The sequence below is a fragment of the Achromobacter kerstersii genome, assembly GCF_902859595.1.
Lineage (GTDB): Bacteria > Pseudomonadota > Gammaproteobacteria > Burkholderiales > Burkholderiaceae_B > Achromobacter > Achromobacter kerstersii.
Genome location: NZ_CADIJQ010000002.1, coordinates 321,054 through 342,227 on the forward strand (window position 1 = coordinate 321,054; position 21,174 = coordinate 342,227).

A 21,174-nucleotide genomic window follows, 5' to 3' on the forward strand; every position below is an offset into this window, starting at 1 on the left:
GTGACCAAGTCGGAGCTGATCGCCGCCTTGGCGGCCCGCTATCCTCAGCTGGCCGCCCGCGACACCGATTACGCGGTCAAGACCGTTCTGGATGCAATGACCCAGGCCCTGGCCTCGGGTCAGCGCATCGAGATCCGCGGTTTTGGAAGCTTCTCGTTGTCGCAGCGGTCTCCCCGCATCGGTCGCAATCCGAAATCCGGCGAACAAGTGCTGGTGCCTGGTAAACAGGTGCCGCACTTCAAGGCGGGCAAGGAATTGCGCGAACGGGTAGACCTGGTCGGCGGCAATGACGAGGACGCTCAATCTTCTGGATCGAGTGAACCGATGGCGTCCATGGCAGGTTTGCACGCCATGCATTGACGTATCGGCTAGTAAAGGCTGCCTACGGGCAGATCGGACCGAGAACAGGCCCCTTGAGAAATCAAGGGGCTTTGTTTTTTCCGGCCGCCGCCGTGCAGCCGTGATGCGGGGATTTTTTTTCTTGGGACCTTTAAGACGTCGCTTACAATTGACAGTCTTGAATTCTTTGGAGCATGCGTCATGCGCTATCTAGTCTGGGCCCTGCGATTGCTCGTGTTTATTGCGGTATTGATGTTCGCCTTGAAGAACACCGATCCGGTTGCCGTGAAGTTCTACGCGGACTACGTCGTGCAAGACGTGCCGTTGATCGTCGTGATGCTGGTGGTGTTTGTGGCGGGCGCCTTGTTTGGCCTGCTGCTGACCGTGCCCGCCGCCATGCGCCGCCGCCGCGAAGCCATTCGCTTGCGCCGCGAGCTGGACCGCGTGCAGGCTGCGGTGAATGGCACCACGCCTGTCGTGCCGCCCGAAGCCGTTGCGCCGATGTCGCCGCTGTAATGGCGCGCCGATCCTTGCACGCCGTCAATTTCGCACTGAATTACCGCAAGAGCCCGAAACGTGGATTTTGAACCTTGGTGGTTGATTTTCGTGCCGGTGTTGTTCGCGCTGGGCTGGTTGGCCGCGCGCTTCGATATCCGGCAAATGCTTCGGGAAACCCGCAGCCTGCCTGACTCGTATTTCCGGGGCCTGAACTTCCTGCTCAACGAGGAACCCGACCGCGCAATTGACGCCTTTGTCGAAGTCGCCAAACTGGACCCGGAAACGACCGAGCTGCACTTTGCGCTGGGCAGCCTGTTCCGCCGCCGTGGCGAGATGGAACGCGCCATCCGCGTGCATCAAAGCCTGCTTAGCCGCTCCGACCTGCCGGCTGCCGAACGTGAGCACGCGCAGCATGAATTGGCGCAAGACTTCCTCAAGGCTGGCATGCTCGACCGCGCCGAAAGCGGGTTCGAGCAATTGAAGGACACGCGCTATGCGCTGCCCGCCTTGCGTTCGCTGATCCGGATTTTTGAATCCGAACACGACTGGCCGCGCGCCATTGAAGCCGTCAAAACCTTGCAAGGTTTGGTTGATGAGCCGGTGCCGCAGATCGTGCACTACTACTGCGAACAGGCGCAGACGGCGCTGTCCGCCAAGCCGGCGGATGTGGACGCCGCGCACAAGGCGCTGGACGCCGCTGATCACGCCTTGTCCACGACCGACCCGGCCGCGGGCAAGGGCGCGATGGTGCGCACTGCCATGCTGCGCGCCCGCCTGGCGTTGATGGAGCAAGATCCCAAGCGCGAACGGCTGTACCTGGAGTCGGTCATGACCGACGCCCCCGAATTTGCGGGGCTCGTCGCCGAGCAGTTGCTGGCCAATTACCGCGCCGCGAATCAGGTGGAAGCGGGGTTGGACTTCCTGCAAAAGCAGTATCAGCGCCATGCGTCGCTGGATCTCTTCAACGTCGTGTTCCGCGAGCTGCGCGTGCAACAGGGCTCGGTCGTGGCTTGGGCGTTTGCGCGGGGTGCGCTGCGCAGTCATCCGTCCCTGCTGGGCCTGGATCGCTTGCTGGAAGCCGAGCTGGCCAACCCGGATGCGGGCGCCGAGCAAGGGCCGGTGCCTGGCGCCGATCTGACGCTGTTGCGCAGTCTGATCCACAAGCATACGCAACGGCTGGACCGCTATGCGTGCCGTAGTTGCGGTTTTCAAGCGCGTCGTTTTTACTGGCAATGTCCCGGCTGCAACGCCTGGGAAACCTATGCGCCGCGCCGTCTGGAAGAACTTGAATGAAGCCTTTCCCCGCCGAAGCCATTTCGCATAGCCGCGTTCTCGTGGTCGGCGACATCATGCTGGACCGCTACTGGTTCGGTGAAGTCGAACGCATTTCTCCGGAAGCGCCGGTGCCGGTGGTGCGTGTGGCGCGCCGCGAAGACCGCCTGGGCGGCGCCGCCAACGTGGCGCGCAACGTGGCGGCCTTGGGCGGCCACGTGACGCTTGTGGGCGTGCTGGGCGCGGACGAGGCGGGCGACAGCATCCGCCGTTTGTCCGCTGAAGCCGGCATCCAGGCTGACCTGATCGCCGACCCATCCTTGCACACCACGCTGAAGATGCGCGTGCTGGGCCGCCAGCAGCAGCTGCTGCGCGTGGACTTTGAACAGCATCCGGAGCAGGCCGCACTCGACAGTGTTGACGCCGCGCTGGCGCGTCATCTGGCCAACCACGACATCGTTGTGCTGTCCGACTACGCCAAGGGCGTGCTGACCCGCGTCGAGTCGCTGGTGGCCATGGCGCGTCATGCAGGCATCCCGGTGCTGGTGGACCCCAAGGGCGATGACTACGCGCGCTATCGTGGCGCAACGCTTGTCACCCCGAACCGTTCGGAAATGCAGCAGGCGGTGGGCCGCTGGAATTCCGAAGCTGAACTGACCGATCGCGCGCAGCGCCTGCGCGCTGACCTGGACCTGGAAGCCTTGCTTGTGACGCGTTCCGAGCAGGGCATGACTTTGTTTACCGATACCGGACGTGACCACATCGATGCGCAAGCGCACGAGGTGTTCGATGTGTCCGGCGCGGGCGACACCGTGCTGGCCACGCTGGCCGTCTCGCGCGCCATCGGCTTGCCGTGGGCCGAGGCGATGGGCTGGGCCAACAAGGCCGGCGGCATTGCCGTGGGCAAGCTGGGCACGTCCGTCGTCACCGCCGCGGAATTGGCAGGAGAACCCTCATGATCGTCGTAACCGGAGCCGCAGGCTTCATTGGCAGCAATCTGGTGCGCGGGCTGAACCGCCGCGGCATCACGGACATCATCGCGGTGGACGATCTGACCGAGGGCGACAAGTTCGTCAATCTGGTCGATTGCCAGATCGCCGAGTACATGGACAAGGACGACTTCCGCCGCCGCGTCGTTGACGGCAGCCTGCCCGCCGTGCGCGCCGTGCTGCACCAGGGCGCGTGTTCGGACACGACCGAGCGTAACGGCCGCTACATGATGGACAACAACTACCGCGTCACGCTGGAGTTGTTCGAGTTCTGTCAGGAGCGCCGCATTCCGTTCCTGTATGCGTCGTCCGCCGCCGTCTATGGCGGCTCGTCGATCTATGTCGAAGATCCTGCCAACGAAGGCCCGTTGAACGTCTACGGCTACTCCAAGCTGCTGTTCGACCAGGTCCTGCGCAAACGCATGAACAGCCTGACCGCGCAGGTTGTGGGCCTGCGCTATTTCAACGTCTACGGCCCGCACGAGCAACACAAGGGTCGCATGGCTTCGGTGGCGTTCCACAACATGAACCAGTTCCTGGAACACGGCCATGTGCGCCTGTTTGCGGGCTGGGACGGTTACGTGGACGGCGGGCAGAGCCGCGATTTCATCTCGGTGGAAGACGTGGTGGCGGTCAACCTGCACTTCCTGGATCACCCGGAACAGTCGGGCATCTTCAACTGCGGCACGGGGCGCGCCCAACCGTTCAATGACGTGGCGGCGGCCGTGGTGAACACCTTGCGCGCGGAACGTGGCGAAGCCGAATTGACGCTCGCGCAATTGGTGGAGCTGGATCTCATCCGCTACATCCCGTTCCCGGACGATCTGAAGGGGCGCTATCAAAGCTATACGCAAGCCGATGTGACGCAGTTGCGCACGGCGGGCTTTTACGCCCCGATGCGGGATGTGCAGACGGGCGTGGCCGAGTACGTGCGGTACTGGCGCGCGCGTCGATAAATGCTTGATTGAGCGCTGCAATAAGTGCTGCATCAGTGCTGCAATTCGCGCGGCGCATGTCGTGAAAAAAGAAGCCACCGATTTGGTGGCTTTTTTTCGTCTGCGTAGTTGCCGAGGTGGATCAATCCGTTCACTGCGCGGCCCAAGCGCGGGGCGGGCGGCCATCATCCAGGGGTGGCGCAACAATCGTTGTGCACAGATCCATTCAGGAGACACCCATGAATTCATTTATCGAGACCACCCCCACCGGATTGCTGCCGTGCTCGTCAACCCACGCGCTTCGTTCGCCGATGGCGGCCATGCGTGCAAAGGGTGGCCGGCATGCGTTGCGGCGTGCAATGGGGGCACTGTTGGTCACGGTCGGGCTAGGCTTTGTCGCGCCCCAGGCCCACGCGCTGGACGTCAATCAGGCCAACGCCCAGCAATTGGAGACGATTCGCGGCATCGGCCCGCGCACGGCCGAAGTCATCATTGCCGAGCGCGACCGGGGCGGCAAGTTCGAATCGTTTGAAGACCTGGCCGAACGGGTGCGCGGTATCGGTCAGAAAAAGGCGCAGGCCTTGCAAGCGGCAGGCTTGCAGGTGGGCGACGGGGAGCCGTCATCCGCGGTGGGCAAGGGGGCCGCGGGCAGCGCGACGGAAGTCGCCAAACCGGGTGAAGCCAAGCCGGCGACGGGGGCTGGCGTCGGGGCTGCGGCCAAGTCTGGGTCCAGAGCCGCCGGCAAGTCTGCTGGCGTTCCAGCCGGTGCGTCCGGCTCTGCGGCCGCCGTGCGGCCCTGAGCTTCCCAGCCACTCGGAAATTCACTCGGGAACCCCTGGCGGGAGCGCGGCTTTTCGCCGCGTCTGCCGCCGGGCGGAGTTATGATCGACCGCATGACTACTACCTATCCCACTATCGAGCAGACCGTCGGCAACACGCCGCTGGTCCGATTGCAGCGCATTCCGGGTGCCGCGGGCGCCGCGCGTGGCAACGTCATCCTGGCCAAGCTGGAAGGCAATAATCCCGCCGGTTCCGTGAAAGACCGCCCGGCCTTGTCGATGATCAATCACGCGGAAGCGCGCGGCGACATCAAGCCGGGCGATACCCTCATTGAAGCCACCAGCGGCAATACGGGCATTGCCCTGGCCATGGCGGCTGCGATGAAGGGCTACCGCATGATTTTGATCATGCCGGACAACCTGTCGGTGGAACGCCGGGCGGCCATGGCGGCCTATGGCGCGGAATTGATCCTGACGCCGGCCGACAAGGGCGGCATGGAGTACGCGCGCGACTTGGCCACTGAAATGCAGGCAGACGGCCGGGGCGTGGTGCTGGATCAATTCGCCAACCCCGACAACCCGCGCGCGCACGTCGAAACCACGGGGCCTGAACTCTGGACCCAGACCGATGGGCGCATCACGCATTTCGTCAGCGCGATGGGTACGACGGGCACGATCATGGGCGTGTCGACTTACCTGAAGTCGCGCAATCCGGCGGTGCAGGTGGTGGGCGCACAACCCGCAGAAGGCTCGCAGATTCCGGGCATCCGTAAATGGCCCGAGGCCTATCTGCCGAAGATCTTCGACCGCAGCCGCGTCGATGCGTATGAATCCATCGAGCAATCGGAAGCCGAAGTCATGGCGCGCCGGCTGGCCGCGGAAGAGGGCATCTTTGGCGGTATCTCGTCCGCTGGCGCGCTGGTCGCTGCGCTGCGCGTGGCGGAACGCGTCAATGACGCCACCATCGTCTTCATCGTGTGCGACCGCGGCGACCGCTATCTGTCCACCGGCGTGTTCAACTGATATCTGGTTTTTCGGCAGCCTGACGGGCTGCCGAAGCAAACAGCCCGGCCCAGGAATAGCCTTTCCTGGCCGGGCTGTTTCCATTGCGGGACTGCCATGCGGCCGTAAGCGCCGCGTGGCAGTCCTGCGTTATTCAGGCTGAATATTCGCGTCTTTCATGACCTTGATCCAGCGTGCGCTTTCCGCAATATTGAAGGCTTCCGCTTCCTGGTAGCCCATCGTGCTGGGCAGCGTGCCCTGCGATTTCAGGGCTTCGACGACCTTCGATGATTTCGACGCCTCGACCATGGCTTTGTTGAGCTTGGCGATGATGGGCTCGGGCGTATCCTTGGGCACCCACATGCCGTACCACGTGACGATATCGAAGTCGGGCAGCACGGTTTCGGCGATGGTGGGCACGTTGGGAAGATCGGCCAGCCGCGTTTTGGTGGTGACGGCGAGCGGAACGACCTTGCCGCTCTGGATCAGCGGAAGCGCAGGCGCCAGCGGGGCGTACATCAGATCGACATGGCCGCCTGCGACATCGGTCAGGGCCGGGCTGCTGCCGCGGTATCCAACGTGCGAGATGGAGGCCTTGGTGGACGTATTGATCAGTTCACCGGCCAAGTGCGGCAGCGTGGCGACCCCGGGGGAGGCGAAGGTCAGTGTGCCCGGCTGCGCGCGGGCGTGCTGGATCAGGTCGGCAAAGGTCTTGAACTTGGAGGTGGGCGGGACGACAGCCACCATCGGCACCGTGCCCAACACGCCTACCATCCTGAAGTCCTTGATCGGGTCAAAACTCAGGTTCTTGAACTGGGCGGGGTAGATACCCTGAACGGACGGATTCATCAGCAGCGTGTAGCCGTCAGCGGGGGCCCGGGCGACCTGTGCCGCGCCGATTGTGCCACTGGCGCCTGCGCGGGTTTCAATGACCAGCGGCTGGCCCAGAATTTCCCCCATTTGCACTGCGACCACACGGCCCACCACATCGGTCGGGCCGCCAGCCGCCCACGGCATGATGACGCGTATCGGTTTGTCCGGATAGGTGCCTTGCGCTTGCGCGCCGGCCAAGGGGAGTCCGGCGGTGGTGATCATCGTGCATGCCGCGGCAAGAAAGCTGCGTTTGTTCATCTACGGTCTTCTCCAACAAAGGTGAGGTTGGCGGAGGGCAGGGCCGCATGCAGCAGCGCCTTGACCTCTTCCAGTTGTTTTCCAGTGGTGGCTTCGTTTTTGAGCATGCGGCCCAGGGGGCCGGCCACCACAATGGCAAAGGGTTGTTCATAGGCCCGGAACCCGAGCGATACGGACATCACGTCTTCGACGTTTTCACCGACCGAACGCTGCCAGCCCCGCGCGACTCCTGCCTGCAGGTCGCGATCAAAGGCATCGCGGGCGGTGATAGTGCTGTCCGTGAACGCAGTGAATCCGCTATAGGCCTTGAACCATTTTTGGCGTTCTTCCGGCGGCAGTACGGACAACAGCGCCTTGCCTGAGCTGGTGGCGTGCACCGCTTTGAATCCGCCGGGCTGGTGGGAGAAGCGGATCGTCTGCTTGGATTCAGCCACGATCAGGTAGACGACCTTGTCGTCTGCCAGCTTGGCCAGCAGGGCGGTTTCCCCGGTCAGGTCGCGGACTCGTTCCAGCACGGGTTCGATGACCGCATTCAAGGGGTCGCTGCGGCAAATCAGCGTGGCGACGTGGATCAGCTTTTGGGTCGGGTAATAGCCGTGCTTCTTGCCGATTTCATAGAGATAGCCGCGGGCCACCATGGTTTTGAGCAAGCCATGGCAACTGGACAGCGGGATCTGCATCTGGGCGGCGATTTCGCTGTACAGCAATGGCTTCTGCTCCTCGGCAAAGAGGTTCAGTACATCCAGAACTCGAGCAGCTGTTTTCACATCCATGATGTTAGTATCCTATACGTGATAAATTTATGTCAATCCGCTTTCAACGCCAAGGAGTTGCGACGCATGAGATGGAAGAACCGTCCCGAAGGATCGAACTGGGGAGACTTTGGGCCTGACGATCAGCGCGGTTGCCTGAATTACATCACTCCCGAGAACGTGCTGATGGGCATAGGCGAAGTCCGCCAGGGCCTGAGCTTCTGCCTGTCGCTGCCGCTGGACTATCCCGGCGGCAATGGTGTGAATGTCAGGCGTCTTCCGCCCAAGCTGCGTCCCACGGAACGGGACGGCGACCAGTACATGAATTTCCCGCTGGGGCGCCTGCGTCCGGGCTGCGTGGACGTGCTGAGCGACGATATTGTCGAAATGAGTCTGCAGTACTCGACGCAGTGGGATTCCCTGGCGCACGTAGGCGCGTTGTTCGATGCGAATGGCGACGGCCTGCCTGAACGCGTCTACTACAACGGCTACCGGCCCAATGATCACGTGGTCGGCCCGGTGGACTACGACGTAGACAACGGTTTTGCCAAGACCGATCTGGGGCAGGGCGTGGCGTCAAATGCCAAGAAGCTGGACATCACGCAGCTGGCTGAATCCTGCTTGCAAAGCCGCGGCGTGATGGTCGACTTGGCCAAGCACTATGGCCGGGCACAGAAATCCGTCGGCTATGACGATCTGATGCGTATTCTGGAAAGCGATCGGATCGAGATCGAGCGGGGCGATATCGTGCTGTTCCACACCGAGTTCGGCGACGCCTTGCTGGAGAAGAACCGCGAGCCGGATGCGCATACGCTGCACGAGATCTGCGCGGGCCTGGATGGCAGCGATGAGAAGCTGCTGCAATGGATTTCGGATTCGAAAGTGGCGGCGATGGCATCCGACAACCATGCGCTGGAGATCTACCCCACGCAAAAGCCCAACGCCTGCTGCGCCGCGTTGCCGCTGCATCATCATTGCATCTTCAAGCTGGGCATGCCGATTGGCGAGATGTGGTATTTGGGCCAGCTTGCGCGATGGTTGCAAACCAATGGACGCAGCCGGTTTTTGCTGACAGCCCCGCCTCTGAACCTGCCGGGCGCGGTGGGCTCGCCCGTCACGCCGGTGGCCACGGTGTGAGGCCGTCGGCAAACTTGGGCGAGGCGGCCTGAGGCATTCGGCGGTACGCATGAAAAAGCGGCGCCTGGACTCACGCCCAGGCGCCGCTTTTTTCTGACAAGAAGATCAGCGGTTCACGCGGGCTTCAATCTCAGCGGCCAGATCAGCGACCGACGTGGCGTAGAAGTAGCTGCGGTTGTATTTCGTCAGCGCGAAAAAGTTGGGCGTGCCTACGCGGTACTGGGCGGTGCCCCGGGCCTCTTCCACCAAGTCGACCACGCCCAGCGGCTGGCCTCCCCAACCCGTGGCCGACGCGCCCGGTTGCAGGCGAGCGCCTGCGGCTGACAGGGTGCTCCAGCTTTGCTTGGGTTCCAGGCCGCCGTCGACAAGCGCTGTCGGATCAGCCGGCAGCACCACGGGTGCGAACACTGGCAGACCGCGTTGCCAGCCATGCTGGGCCAGGAAGCTGCCCACCGACATGATGGCGTCCTGCGTGTTGTTCGTCAGGTCGATATGGCCGTTGTCGTCGCCGTCCACCGCGTAATGCATGATGCTGGTCGGCATGAATTGCGGCATGCCGATGGCGCCGGCGTACGAGCCGCGCGTTTCCAGTTCCAGCTTGTCTTTCATGACCAGCGTCAGGAAGTCGCCCAACTGGCCGCGGAACATCGTGGCGCGTTCGGGCTTGTTGGGATCGGGGTAGTCAAAGGCCAGGGTGGCCAGCGCGTCCAGCACCCGGAAGTTGCCCATGTTGCGGCCATACAGCGTTTCGACGCCGATGATCGACGCAATGATGGGCGCGGGTACGCCAAAGCGCTGCGCGGCCTGATTGAGCAGGTCGCGGTTTTCGTTATAGAACTCCACGCCCCAGCCGATGCGCTTGGGCTCGACAAAGCGCGAGCGGTACGTCAGCCAGCTGCGCCAGATCTTCTTGCCCGGCGGGGCGGGCGCAATCAGGCGCGACACCGTGGCGTTGTAGCGCGAACTTTCCAGCGCCTTCACCATGGGGTTCAGCGGCAGGTTGCGTTCGGCGGCCAGTTCTTCCACGAACGCACGCACTTCCGGCCGCAAGGCGCCGGTGGCGGTCAGCGTGGCGGGCGCGTCGTCCGGCAGTTCGGAGCCTGGTGTCGGCGTACTAGGTCCGATGCGGATAGCAGTGTTGCCAGAGGCGGCCACCGGTTGGGTGGCAAGGGAATTCGGGGCAGTGGGAGCGGTGGTGGAGCAGCCCGCCAACAGGGCGGAAAGCGCTCCGAGTTGCAGTAATCGCCGACAGATGAACATAATCTTCCTTATGGAGACCATGTATCTTACCCACCCCGCATGCCGCTTGCATGAAATGGGCAGTTGGCATCCCGAAAGCCCACAGAGGCTGGACGCCATTTCCGACCAGCTATTAGCCAGCGGCTTGATGCCCTATCTGGACGACCGGCAGGCGCCTCAGGCGTCGCGCCATGACGTGCTGCGCGTGCACACCGTCCAGTATCTGGACAGTTTGCGAGAACATACGCCGGACCAAGGGTATTACCCGATAGATCCGGACACCCTGATGAATCCCCACACCTATGAAGCCGCGCTGTATGCCGCCGGCGCGGGCGTGGCGGCGGTGGATGCGGTGATGGGCGGCGAGGCCCGCACGGCATTCTGCGCGGTGCGTCCGCCCGGGCACCACGCCTGCCGTTCCCAGGCGATGGGGTTCTGCTTCTTGAACAACGTGGCCATTGCGGCGCGCCATGCGCTGGAGTTTCACGGCCTGTCGCGCGTGGCCGTCGTTGACTTCGATGTGCACCACGGCAACGGCACCGAAGACGTCTTCGCGGGCGATGAGCGCGTGCTGATGTGCAGCTTCTTCCAGCATCCCTTCTTTCCCAACAGCGGCGCCGAGCACCCGGCCGACAACATGATCAACGTGCCGGTGGCCGCCTATACGGGCGGGGCCGCCGTCAGGACGATCGTCACCGACACCTGGCTGCCGAAGCTCGACGCGCACCGGCCGGAACTGATCCTTGTGTCAGCAGGCTTTGACGCGCACCGCGAGGACGACATGGGCCAGATGGGCCTGGTGGAAGCCGACTATGCGTGGATAACGGAACAGCTCGTCGATGTGGCCGAACGCCACTGTCAGGGGCGGATCGTTAGTACGCTGGAAGGTGGTTACAACTTATCTGCCCTGGGTCGCAGCGTGGTTGCGCATATACGAGCGCTGGCTAAGCTGTAGAATCAGGAAAAAATTGTGCAATGCGATCCCGGCGCATGCCGGGTAATTATTTCCATTTGGAGGCTGCGGGATGAAGGTGTTGGTACCTGTCAAGCGCGTCGTTGACTACAACGTCAAGGTGCGCGTCAAGTCGGATCAGACTGGCGTGGATATCGCCAATGTGAAGATGTCCATGAACCCCTTTGACGAAATCGCCGTCGAAGAAGCGACCCGGTTGAAAGAGAAGGGTGCCGTCGCTGAAGTCGTGGCGGTTTCTTGCGGCGTTGCGCAATGCCAGGAGACGCTGCGCACCGCCATGGCCATTGGCGCCGATCGCGGCGTGCTGGTCCAGACCGATGCCGAACTGCAGCCGCTGGCTGTCGCCAAGCTGTTGAAGGCGCTGGTCGACAAAGAGCAGCCGCAACTGGTCATCCTGGGCAAGCAAGCCATCGACGACGATGCCAACCAAACCGGCCAGATGCTGGCCGCGCTGCTGGACTGGCCGCAAGCCACGTTCGCCAGCAAGGTTGAACTCGCCGACGGCAAGGTCACGGTCACGCGCGAAGTGGATGGCGGCCTGGAAACGCTGACGCTCACGCTGCCGGCTATCGTCACCACCGACTTGCGCCTGAACGAGCCGCGTTACGTCACGCTGCCGAACATCATGAAGGCCAAGAAGAAGCAGTTGGACACCGTCACGCCCGAAGAACTGGGTGTTGATGCCGCGCCGCGCCTGAAGACGCTGAAGGTCAGCGAGCCGCCCGCCCGCAAGGCTGGCATCAAGGTGGCTGACGTTGCTGCCCTGGTGGACAAACTCAAGAACGAAGCGAAGGTGGTCTGAACATGACGACGCTGGTTATTGCTGAACACGATAACGCCCAGTTGAAGGGCGCAACCCTGAACGCCGTCGCCGCCGCCGCCAAGATCGGAGGCGATGTGCACGTGCTGGTCGCTGGCGCCAACGCGCGCGCCGTGGCCGATCAGGCCGCCGCTGCCGCCGGTGTCGCCAAGGTCCTCTTGGCCGACGCGCCGCAACTGGCCGACGGCCTGGCTGAGAACGTCGCCGCCCAAGTGCTGGCCGTGGCATCGAACTACAGCCACATCCTGTTCCCGGCTACCGCCTCGGGCAAGAACGTGGCGCCGCGCGTTGCGGCCAAGCTCGACGTGGCGCAGATTTCGGACATCATCGGCGTGGAATCCGCCGACACGTTCCAGCGCCCGATCTATGCGGGTAACGCCATTGCCACCGTGCAATCGGCCGACGCCGTGAAGGTCATCACCGTGCGCACGACGGGCTTTGACGCCGTTGCGGCGCAAGGCGGTTCGGCTGCGGTGGAAGAAATCGCTGCCGTTGCCGATTCGGGCAAGTCCACGTTCGTGAGCCGCGAAGTCGCCAAGAGCGACCGTCCTGAACTGGCCGGTGCGCGCGTGGTGGTGTCGGGCGGCCGCGGTCTGGGCAGCGCCGAAAACTTCAAGATCCTGGACCCGCTGGCTGACAAGCTGGGCGCGGCGCTGGGCGCTTCGCGCGCTGCGGTCGACGCCGGCTACGCGCCGAACGACTGGCAAGTGGGCCAGACGGGCAAGATTGTTGCGCCGCAGCTGTACGTGGCCGTGGGTATCTCGGGCGCCATCCAGCACTTGGCCGGCATGAAGGATTCGAAGGTCATTGTGGCCATCAACAAAGATCCCGAAGCCCCGATTTTCGGCGTGGCCGATTATGGCTTGGTGGGCGATCTGTTCCAGGTTGTGCCCGAACTGACTGGCGCGCTGTAAGCCGCCTGTTCAAGGTGTTTGAAGAGCCCGTGGATTAACGTCCACGGGCTTTTTTTCGTCTCCGATATTTTGCGACGGTCTAATTCGTCTGTCGTATTTCTTTTGAATTTCTGAAAGATTCTGATAATGTGTTCCGCGCGCATCGGGATTGTTCGCGCACGTGCTCGGCCTGTACAGAACGAAGGAGATTCGGGATGGATTGGTTCTTTGACACATTGCGGAAGTACCCTGAATTAGCGATCTTTCTGACCCTCGGTTTAGGGTATTGGATCGGAGCCAAAAAGCTTTTTGGTTTTAATTTAGGCGCGGTAACAGGTACTTTGCTGGTCGGTGTGCTGGTCGGACAACTAGACATCACGATCGCCCCCATTCTCAAGCAGGTGTTCTTCCTGCTTTTCCTCTTCGGTCTAGGCTACGGCGTCGGACCACAATTCTTCCGCGGCATGAAAAGCGATGGCCTTCCCCAGGTTATCTTCGCGGTCATCATTTGCGTTATCTGCTTGTTGGTCACGTGGGCAACCGCCGTGGGCTTTGGCTTTGATGCCGGCACCGGTGCGGGGCTGCTGGCCGGCGCGCAAACGATTTCCGCAGTGATGGGCGTGGCCACGGACACGATCAACGGCCTGAGCGTCGATGCCGCAACCAAGAAGCAGTGGATCGACAGCATCCCGGTCGCCTACGCGGTCTGCTACATCTTCGGCACCGTGGGCAGCGCGTGGCTGCTGGCCTCGCTGGGCCCGAAGCTGATGGGCGTGGACATCGTCAAAGAGTGCAAGGAATACGAAGCCAAGATGTCCGGCAGCAGCGACTCCATGGAGCTGTCCGGCTACCGCAAGTTCACCGCGCGCGCCTACAAGCTGGATCACGCCGAACTCATCGGCAAGACGGTTGGCGAACTGGAAGCGAAGTTCGTCGATGCGCGTGTGTTCGTCGAACGTATTCGGCGCGGCGATCAAATCATCGATAACGACTCCACCACCGTGCTCCAGGCCGGCGATGTGCTGGGCGTGACCGGGCGCCATGACGCGCTGGTCTTGCAGGCCGGCGGCATTATCGGCAACGAGGTTGAAGACCGCGACGTGATCAACCTGCCCGCCGAGATCGTTGAAGTGGTGCTGACCAACAAGAATGTGGCCGGCAAGACGCTCAAGGAACTCGCGGAAAACGAGACCGTGCGCCAACTGGGCCGCGGCGTGTTCCTGCGCAAGGTGGTGCGTGGCGGCCATGAGATGCCCGTCAATTGGGGCTTGAAGCTGGACCGCGGCGATCGCCTGTTCATCCTGGGCGCCAAGCGTGACGTTGAACGCGTGGTGGGCAGGCTGGGGTATGTGGACCGCGCCACCGAGCAGACCGACATGGTGTTCGTGGGTTTCGGCATCTTGCTGGGCGGCCTGTTCGGCTCGCTGGTGCTGACGGTCAGTGGTATTCCCATCACCTTGTCGACGTCTGGCGGCGCGCTGATTTCCGGCCTGATTTTCGGCTATCTGCGTTCTGTGCATCCAACCTTCGGCCGCGTGCCGGAGCCCGTGCACTGGTTCCTGACCTCAGTCGGGCTGACAGCCTTTGTGGCCGTGGTCGGCATTACATCCGGGCCAGGCTTTGTCCAGGGTTTCCAGCAATTGGGAGCCAAGCTTTTTGTGGCCGGCATCATCGCCACCAGTGTGCCAATGATTCTGGGCGTGTTCATCGCCCGCTATGTCTTCAAATTCCATCCGGCCATCGTGCTGGGCGTCTGCGCAGGCGCTCGCACGACCACGGCTGCGATCGGCCAAATCACCGAAACGGCGAAAAGCCAGGTGCCCGCCCTGGGCTACACGGTGCCTTATGCGATCGGCAATACCCTGCTCATTATCTGGGGCATTGTCATCGTCATGCTCATGACTTAGTGGGACGCCCCGCAAGCCTCGTGGCTTGCGGGCAGCACACCGGGGCGGCGGGCACGCTCGCTCGCACTACCCCGGCAAGCGCTAATCACAACGCAAACAGGAGTACTGAAAAATGGCTTCCACCGCGCCTCTTACCGTCAGCCTGGCCTCGGCCTTGAAAACCACCCGTTCGCGCCAGCGCGACCTTGAGCAGTTGTCTCCCTTTGAGCTGAAGGATTATCTGATTACGCTGGCCAAGGACAATCAGCACACGGCTGCCTTGACCATGTTGAACGCTGGCCGCGGCAATCCGAACTGGATCGCCACCGAGCCGCGCGACGCCTTCTTCCTGTTGGGCCAGTTCGCCATGAAGGAAGCCCGCCGCGTGCGCGATGACGCCATTCTGGCGGGCATGCCGGGCAAGAAGGGCTGCGCGGACCGCCTGCGCAAATTCCTGTCCAAGCACAAGGGTGAAGACGGCTACGACTTTCTGGTCGGGGTGCTTGAGTACGGCGTGAAGATCAAGAACTTCGACCCCGATGAATGGATTCATGAACTGACCGACAGCATCATCGGCGACAACTACCCTGTGCCGCCGCGCGCGCTGGTGCATATCGAACAGATCGTGCACGACTACCTGATCAAGGAAATGTGCGACGGCCGCCCGCCCAAGGGCAAGTTCGATCTGTTCCCGGTTGAAGGCGGCACCGCCGCCATGTGCTACATCTTTGACTCGCTGATGCAGAACGGCCTGCTGAAGCAGGGCGACACCATCGCGCTGTTCCTGCCGACGTTTACGCCCTATATCGAAATTGCCCACCTTGAGCGCTTCCAGTTCAAGATTGTGGCCATCAATGCCAACAGCATGCGCGCCGACGGCACGCACGATTGGCACTATCCGGCGTCCGAAATCGCCAAGCTTGAGAATCCGAAGATCAAGCTGGCCGTGACGGTGAACCCCAGCAACCCGCCGTCAGTGGCGTTCAGCCCGGTCGAGATGAAGCAGATCGTGCGCCTGATCCGCAAGAATCCTGACTTGGTGCTGGTGACCGATGACGTGTACGGCACCTTCGTGCCGAACTTCCGTTCGCTGATGGCCGAAGTGCCGCACAACACCATCTGCGTGTATTCCTTCTCGAAGAACTTCGGGTGCACGGGCTGGCGCCTGGGCGTTATTGCCACGCACGAGAAGAACACGATGGACCGCCGCATCGCTGAATTGCCGGCGTCCTGGAAACAGCGTCTGAACAAGCGCTACGGCGCCATGACGATGGAACCCGAGAAGCTCAAGTTCATCGACCGCATGGTGGCCGACAGCCGCAACGTGGCGCTGAACCATACGGCGGGCCTGTCTCTGCCGCAGCAGGTGCAGATGGGCTTTTTTGCGCTGTCCCACCTGCTGGACCTGAAGGACGCCTACAAGCATCTGACCATGCAGATCGTGCGCGCCCGCCGCGATTCGCTGTGGAGCGGGCTGGGCATTCCGCTGCCGCCCGAAGATCCGATGCGCGGCTGGTATTACGTGGAACTGGACTTCATGGTCTGGGCCAAGGTCATGTATGGCGACGCCTTCTGCAAGTACATGACGAGCAACTACGAACCGGTGGACTTCCTGTTCCGTCTGGCCGAGAAGTCAGGCGTGGTGCTGATGGATGGCGGCGGTTTTGGCGGCCCGCCGTGGTCGATCCGTATCTCGCTGGCGAACCTGGACGACGGTGACTACGCCAAGATCGGCAAGTACATGGTCGAGTGCGCGACCGAGTACGTCGAAGCCTGGAAGGCGTCCGAGCTGGTGCGTTCGGGCCCGACGGCAGGCAAGGGTCAGACGCTCAAGGCCGGCGCCGCCAAGAAGGCCGCCAAGACGGCGGCGAAGAAGGTAGCCAAGACGGCGGTGAAAAAGGCAGTGAAGAAGGCGGATACCGCCGCCAAGTCGGCCAAGAAGGCGACCGCACGCTAGCAGACGCAGGCAACCACAGGGCGACATGACCTCATGACGTGCTCAATCGGGTTTTTCAATAGCGTCCCCATCGCTGTGTTGTTCGTGACGGTGGGTTTGGGATACCTGATCGGCAAGCTCAAGGTCGGGCCGATTCAGCTGGGCGGGGTGTGCGGAACACTCATCGTCGCCCTGCTGATCGGCCAGACGGGCTGCCAGATGCGCGGCGACTTGAAAGAGGTTGCGTTCGCCCTGTTCATCTTCGCCATGGGCTACTCCGGCGGCCCGCAATTTTTCGCCAACCTGAACCGTTCCAGCCTGCGCTACATCGCGTTGCCGATTATCGAGGCGCTGCTGGTGCTGACCATCGTGCTGGCCGCGGTGCCGTTGTTTGGCCTGGATGCCGGCACGGCAGCGGGTCTTGCGGCGGGGGCGGCGACGGAATCGGCGGTGGTGGGTACGGCGGCCGAAGCGCTCAAGCATCTGGGGCTGGCCGACGCCGAAGTGCAGCGCATGGAGGCCAACATCGCCACGGCCTACACGCTGACGTACCTGGTGGGCCTGATCAGCATCGTCTTCTTCACCAGCCAGGTCGCGCCCGCGCTGTTGCGCATCAACCTGCGCGAAGCGTCCAAAGCGTTGGAAGAGAAGCTGGGCGTGGCCTCGGGCGACAGCGAAGAAGCCAACCTCCCCACCTTGCCGCGCCTGGTCGGGCGCGCCCATGTGGTCAAGGACGCCGACGGCATGCACGTGGGCGACGTTGAAGCGCAATTGGGCGGACGCACGGTGATCAGCCGTATTCTGCGCAATGGCGAAGTGGTGGACGCCACGCCCGAAGACACGCTGAAGACGGGCGATATCGTCGTGGTGCTGGGCTTGCGCCGATTCGCGCTGCGCGCGGGGTCGGTCGTCGGCCCCGAGATCCAGCTGCCTGAAGGCCATGTGGATGACCTTCAGCTGAGCGAGCTGGCGGTAATCGTTAACAAGAAGGCCATTAACGGACACACGGTGGCCGAACTGTCCAAGCGGCCCGGCGCGCGCCGGGCGCGCGGCGTCTTCGTGCAATCCATCATGCGTTCCGGCCATGTGTTGCCGCTGACGCCGGCCACCGTCGTGCAGTATGGCGATCTGGTCACGCTGGTGGGTACCGAGCCTGAATTGTCGGAAGCCGGTGCGGCGCTGGGTAACGAACTGCGCCGCAGCGGTATTACGGACCTGGTGTTTCTGGCCTTCGGCATTCTTGCCGGGCTGATGATCGGCAGCCTGAGCGCGCGCATGTGGGGCATTCCGGTGTCCCTGGGCAGTGGCGGCGGGGCGCTGGTCAGTGGCCTGGTCTGCGGTTGGATCAACGCCAAGCGGCCTTCATTGGGTCATATCCCCGGCCACGCCGTGCAGCTGCTGAAAGACTTGGGGCTGGCCGTATTTGTGGCCTGCGTGGGGTTGTCGGCGGGGCCGGAGGCGGTGTCGCTGATTCGCGAGCACGGCGCCGTGCTGCCGTTGATTGGCTTGCTGGTGTCACTGGGGCCTGCCTGCCTGTCGCTATGGGTGGGCCACAAGATCCTGAAGATTGAAGGGCCCCTGCTGGTGGGCGCCATTGCCGGCCAGCACGTCAGCACACCCGCAATCAGCGCCATCTTGAATGCCAGCGGCAGCTCCGTGCCGCTGTTGGGGTACACCGTTACTTACGCGATCGCCAACGTGTTGCTGCCGGTGCTGGGGCCGATCATTGTGTCATTGGCGTACCATCTGAGTTAAACCGCACACATCAAGAATCGCAGTAGACACGAGGCGCCCGGCGCCTCGCTGTCATTTGCCCACGGAGACGCAATGCCCTATGTCACCCCGCTACAGGATTTCCGCTTCGCGCTGAAAGAGCTTGCCGGCCTGGACGCCATCCTGAAACTGCCCGGGTTTGAAGAGGTTACCCCCGACCTGGTGGACGCCATCCTGGACGAGAACGGCCGCTTCGTTGAGCAGGCCGTGGCGCCCCTTAACGTGCCAGGCGATACGCAGCCGCCCGTCTGGAAAGATGGGCAGGTCACGACCACGCCCGGCTACGCCCAAGGGTTCAAGGACTATGCGGCAGGCGGCTGGCAGGGCTTGCAGCACCCGCAGATGTGGGGAGGGCAAGGGCTGCCGAAGCTGGTGGCGGCAGCGCCGGGCGAAAATATCCAGGCGGCCAGTCTGGCGTTTTCCTTGTGCCCGATGCTGACGGACGGCGTGATCGAAGCCGTGCTGACGGTGGGGTCGGAGGCGCAGCGCAAGCAATATGTGCCGAACCTGATCGCCGGCAAATGGACGGGCACCATGAACCTGACCGAGCCGCAGGCCGGGTCGGATCTGGCCCAGGTCGCCACGCGCGCGGTGCGCCAGGACGACGGCACGTTCCGCCTGTTCGGGCAGAAGATCTTCATCACGTTCGGCGAACACGACCTGGCTGAGAACATCATCCACCTGGTGTTGGCGCGCACGCCGGATGCGCCGGCGGGTGTGAAGGGCATCTCGCTCTTTATCGTGCCGAAGTTCCTGGTCAATGCCGATGGCAGCCTGGGCAAGCGCAACGACGTGTGGTGCGCATCGCTGGAACACAAGCTGGGCATTCATGGCAGCCCGACGGCCGAGCTGCTGTACGGCTCGGGCAAGGGCGATGTCGGCGAAGGCGCGGTGGGCTATCAGGTGGGCGAGCTGAACCGCGGCCTGGAATATATGTTCATCATGATGAACGCGGCGCGCTACTCGGTGGGCCAGCAGGGCATAGGCGTGTCTGAACGCGCGTATCAGCATGCGCTTGCCTATGCGCGCGAACGCGTGCAGGGCCGCGCGGTGGAAGGGTCGCCAGGGCCGGTGGCCATCGTGCATCACCCGGATGTGCAGCGCATGCTCTTGACGATGAAGGCGCTGACGGAAGCGGCGCGCGCGGTGTCCTACGTGACGGCCGCGGCGCACGACAAGGGCACGCACCATCCTGACCCGGAACAGCGTTCGCGCAACCGCGCGTTTTACGAATACATGGTGCCGGTGGTGAAGGGCTATTCCACCGAAATGGCCGTGGAAGTGGCCTCGCTGGGCATTCAGGTGCACGGCGGCATGGGCTTCATCGAGGAAACGGGCGCGGCTCAGTTTTACCGCGACGCGCGCATTCTTCCCATCTACGAAGGCACCACCGCCATTCAGGCCAATGATCTGGTCGGCCGCAAGACGCAGCGTGACGGCGGCGCCACCGCCTACGCGGCCATCGCGGCGATGCGCGAAACGCTGCGTGCGGTGGAAGCGGAATCGACCCGGGCGGCGGCGAACGAGCGCGATGCGCTGCGCCTGCTGCGCGACAACCTGGACAGCGCCATTCAGGCCTATGAAGCCGGCGTGGGCTTTATTCTTGAGCAGTCGGCCGCCAACGTCCGGGCCGTTTATTCCAGCAGCGTGCCGTACCTGATGCTGGCGGGCGTGGTGCATGGCGGCTGGCAGATGGCGCGTGCCGTGCTGGGCTGCCGCAAGCACATTGCCGCGGGGTCCACCGACCCGTTCCATTCGTCAAAGATCGCAACCGGATTGTTCTATGCCGCGCACATCCTGCCGCGCGCATTGGCGCTGTCCGCGGCGGTGCGCGCTGGCGTCATCGCAGACGCTTGCGGAGCGGCTTCAGATATTGCATAAGGTTATATGGCTTGCGTATTTCCTCCACCGAAGGTTTGATGGAAGAATCGTTTCACACGAGCCCCTCTCAACTGCATTGCATAGGAGACACCATGAGTCATCTACGTCTGGGCGATACCGCCCCCGATTTCGAGCAGGAATCCTCGGCCGGCCCCATCCGCTTCCACGAGTATCTGGGCAATAGTTGGGGCGTGCTGTTTTCGCACCCGGCCGATTTCACGCCGGTGTGCACGACCGAATTGGGCTACACGGCCAAGCTGGCTGACGAGTTCGCCAAGCGCAACGTGAAGGTGCTGGCCTTGTCGGTGGACGGCACCGATTCCCACTCGAAGTGGATCGAAGACATCAACGACACGCAATCGACCAAGGTCAATTTCCCGATCCTGGCCGACAAGGACCGCAAGGTTTCCGAGCTCTACGACATGATCCACCCGAATGCCAACGCCACCCTGACGGTGCGTTCGGTGTTCATCATCGATCCCAACAAGAAGGTGCGCCTGATCATCACGTATCCGGCCAGCACGGGCCGTAACTTCAACGAGATCCTGCGCGTGATTGATTCGCTGCAACTGACCGACAGCCACAGCGTGGCCACGCCGGTCAACTGGGAAGATGGCGACGATGTGATCATCGTTCCGTCCCTGCAAGACGAAGCCGTGATCAAGCAGAAGTTCCCCAAGGGTTACAAGGCCGTGCGCCCGTACTTGCGCATTACGCCGCAACCGAATAAGTAAATTCGGAATTTGGGGGGTAGACCTCCCCATCCGAACGCGGCGTTCAGCCGCCCGAACCACCGCCTTTCTCATAGGGAAACGCGGTGGTTTTTTTTATGCGTAAGACTTGTCCTATATGCCTGGAGGCGATGAGCAATCAAAAAATGATTCGTTCCGTTCAGAATGTCCTGCCAGCACACTTGCTTCCACATTGCCAAATACAGGG

19 protein-coding genes are annotated in these 21,174 nt (G+C 62.7%); 16 read left to right on the forward strand and 3 right to left on the reverse strand.

The window, feature by feature from the left end; genetic code table 11:
- The 7 genes from HV765_RS10295 to cysM all read left to right on the forward strand — a co-directional run bounded on the left by HV765_RS10295 (position 1) and on the right by cysM (position 5,835).
- Positions 1-360 carry an integration host factor subunit beta gene (locus HV765_RS10295; RefSeq protein ID WP_054423734.1) on the forward strand — a complete coding sequence of 120 codons (360 nt, stop codon included), beginning with the start codon at positions 1-3 and terminating at the stop codon, positions 358-360.
- Between the two features lie 180 nt (positions 361-540).
- Positions 541-855 carry a LapA family protein gene (locus HV765_RS10300; protein ID WP_050447861.1) on the forward strand — a complete coding sequence of 105 codons (315 nt, stop codon included), beginning with the start codon at positions 541-543 and terminating at the stop codon, positions 853-855.
- A gap of 60 nt (positions 856-915) precedes the next feature.
- Positions 916-2,130: a lipopolysaccharide assembly protein LapB gene (gene lapB, locus HV765_RS10305; RefSeq protein WP_054423732.1), complete on the forward strand. Its 1,215-nt coding sequence runs from the start codon at positions 916-918 to the stop codon at positions 2,128-2,130.
- Positions 2,127-3,068, forward strand: a complete 942-nt coding sequence (gene rfaE1 / locus HV765_RS10310; protein WP_175169671.1) for a D-glycero-beta-D-manno-heptose-7-phosphate kinase — start codon at positions 2,127-2,129, stop codon at positions 3,066-3,068. Before lapB ends, rfaE1 begins: the two co-directional genes overlap by 4 nt.
- Positions 3,065-4,054, forward strand: coding sequence for an ADP-glyceromanno-heptose 6-epimerase (gene rfaD / locus HV765_RS10315; RefSeq protein ID WP_054423726.1), 990 nt, complete (start codon positions 3,065-3,067; stop codon positions 4,052-4,054). Before rfaE1 ends, rfaD begins: the two co-directional genes overlap by 4 nt.
- A gap of 218 nt (positions 4,055-4,272) precedes the next feature.
- Positions 4,273-4,833, forward strand: coding sequence for a ComEA family DNA-binding protein (locus HV765_RS10320; RefSeq protein ID WP_175169672.1), 561 nt, complete (start codon positions 4,273-4,275; stop codon positions 4,831-4,833).
- Between the two features lie 93 nt (positions 4,834-4,926).
- A complete protein-coding gene (cysM, locus tag HV765_RS10325; RefSeq protein WP_054424663.1) occupies positions 4,927-5,835 on the forward strand; it encodes a cysteine synthase CysM in 909 nt (302 codons plus the stop codon).
- 129 nt (positions 5,836-5,964) lie between these two features.
- Here cysM and HV765_RS10330 read toward each other — a convergent pair whose 3' ends face one another.
- Positions 5,965-6,945, reverse strand: a complete 981-nt coding sequence (locus HV765_RS10330; protein WP_175169673.1) for a Bug family tripartite tricarboxylate transporter substrate binding protein — start codon at positions 6,943-6,945, stop codon at positions 5,965-5,967.
- On the reverse strand, positions 6,942-7,718 hold the full coding sequence (locus HV765_RS10335; protein ID WP_175169674.1) for an IclR family transcriptional regulator: 777 nt from the start codon (positions 7,716-7,718) through the stop codon (positions 6,942-6,944). The genes HV765_RS10330 and HV765_RS10335 overlap by 4 nt, the downstream gene beginning before the upstream one ends.
- 66 nt (positions 7,719-7,784) lie before the next feature.
- On the opposite strand from HV765_RS10335, the gene HV765_RS10340 reads away from it, so the two are divergent.
- A complete protein-coding gene (locus HV765_RS10340) occupies positions 7,785-8,834 on the forward strand; it encodes a cyclase family protein (RefSeq protein WP_175169675.1) in 1,050 nt (349 codons plus the stop codon).
- A 105-nt stretch (positions 8,835-8,939) separates the two neighbouring features.
- On the opposite strand, the gene mltB is transcribed toward HV765_RS10340, so the two are convergent.
- Positions 8,940-10,094 (reverse strand): lytic murein transglycosylase B, encoded by a 1,155-nt coding sequence (gene mltB, locus HV765_RS10345; RefSeq protein WP_054423712.1) that lies wholly within the window; start codon positions 10,092-10,094, stop codon positions 8,940-8,942.
- 10 nt (positions 10,095-10,104) lie between these two features.
- On the opposite strand from mltB, the gene HV765_RS10350 reads away from it, so the two are divergent.
- From HV765_RS10350 to HV765_RS10385, 8 genes are all read left to right on the forward strand, one after another.
- Entirely contained in the window at positions 10,105-11,028 is a 924-nt protein-coding gene (locus tag HV765_RS10350; RefSeq protein ID WP_175169676.1) for a histone deacetylase family protein, read from the forward strand.
- A gap of 70 nt (positions 11,029-11,098) precedes the next feature.
- A complete protein-coding gene (locus tag HV765_RS10355; RefSeq protein WP_054423710.1) occupies positions 11,099-11,848 on the forward strand; it encodes an electron transfer flavoprotein subunit beta/FixA family protein in 750 nt (249 codons plus the stop codon).
- Positions 11,849-11,850: 2 nt separating this feature from the next.
- Entirely contained in the window at positions 11,851-12,780 is a 930-nt protein-coding gene (locus tag HV765_RS10360; protein ID WP_175169677.1) for an electron transfer flavoprotein subunit alpha/FixB family protein, read from the forward strand.
- A gap of 194 nt (positions 12,781-12,974) precedes the next feature.
- Positions 12,975-14,666, forward strand: coding sequence for an aspartate-alanine antiporter (gene aspT / locus HV765_RS10365; protein WP_054423706.1), 1,692 nt, complete (start codon positions 12,975-12,977; stop codon positions 14,664-14,666).
- A 112-nt stretch (positions 14,667-14,778) separates the two neighbouring features.
- Positions 14,779-16,602, forward strand: a complete 1,824-nt coding sequence (locus tag HV765_RS10370) for a bifunctional aspartate transaminase/aspartate 4-decarboxylase (RefSeq protein WP_054423704.1) — start codon at positions 14,779-14,781, stop codon at positions 16,600-16,602.
- 33 nt (positions 16,603-16,635) lie between these two features.
- Positions 16,636-18,336: an aspartate-alanine antiporter gene (aspT, locus tag HV765_RS10375; RefSeq protein WP_054423702.1), complete on the forward strand. Its 1,701-nt coding sequence runs from the start codon at positions 16,636-16,638 to the stop codon at positions 18,334-18,336.
- 72 nt (positions 18,337-18,408) lie between these two features.
- Positions 18,409-20,235: an acyl-CoA dehydrogenase gene (locus HV765_RS10380; RefSeq protein WP_175169678.1), complete on the forward strand. Its 1,827-nt coding sequence runs from the start codon at positions 18,409-18,411 to the stop codon at positions 20,233-20,235.
- A 92-nt stretch (positions 20,236-20,327) separates the two neighbouring features.
- A complete protein-coding gene (locus HV765_RS10385) occupies positions 20,328-20,969 on the forward strand; it encodes a peroxiredoxin (protein ID WP_054423700.1) in 642 nt (213 codons plus the stop codon).
- The last annotated feature ends 205 nt before the right edge of the window (positions 20,970-21,174 follow it).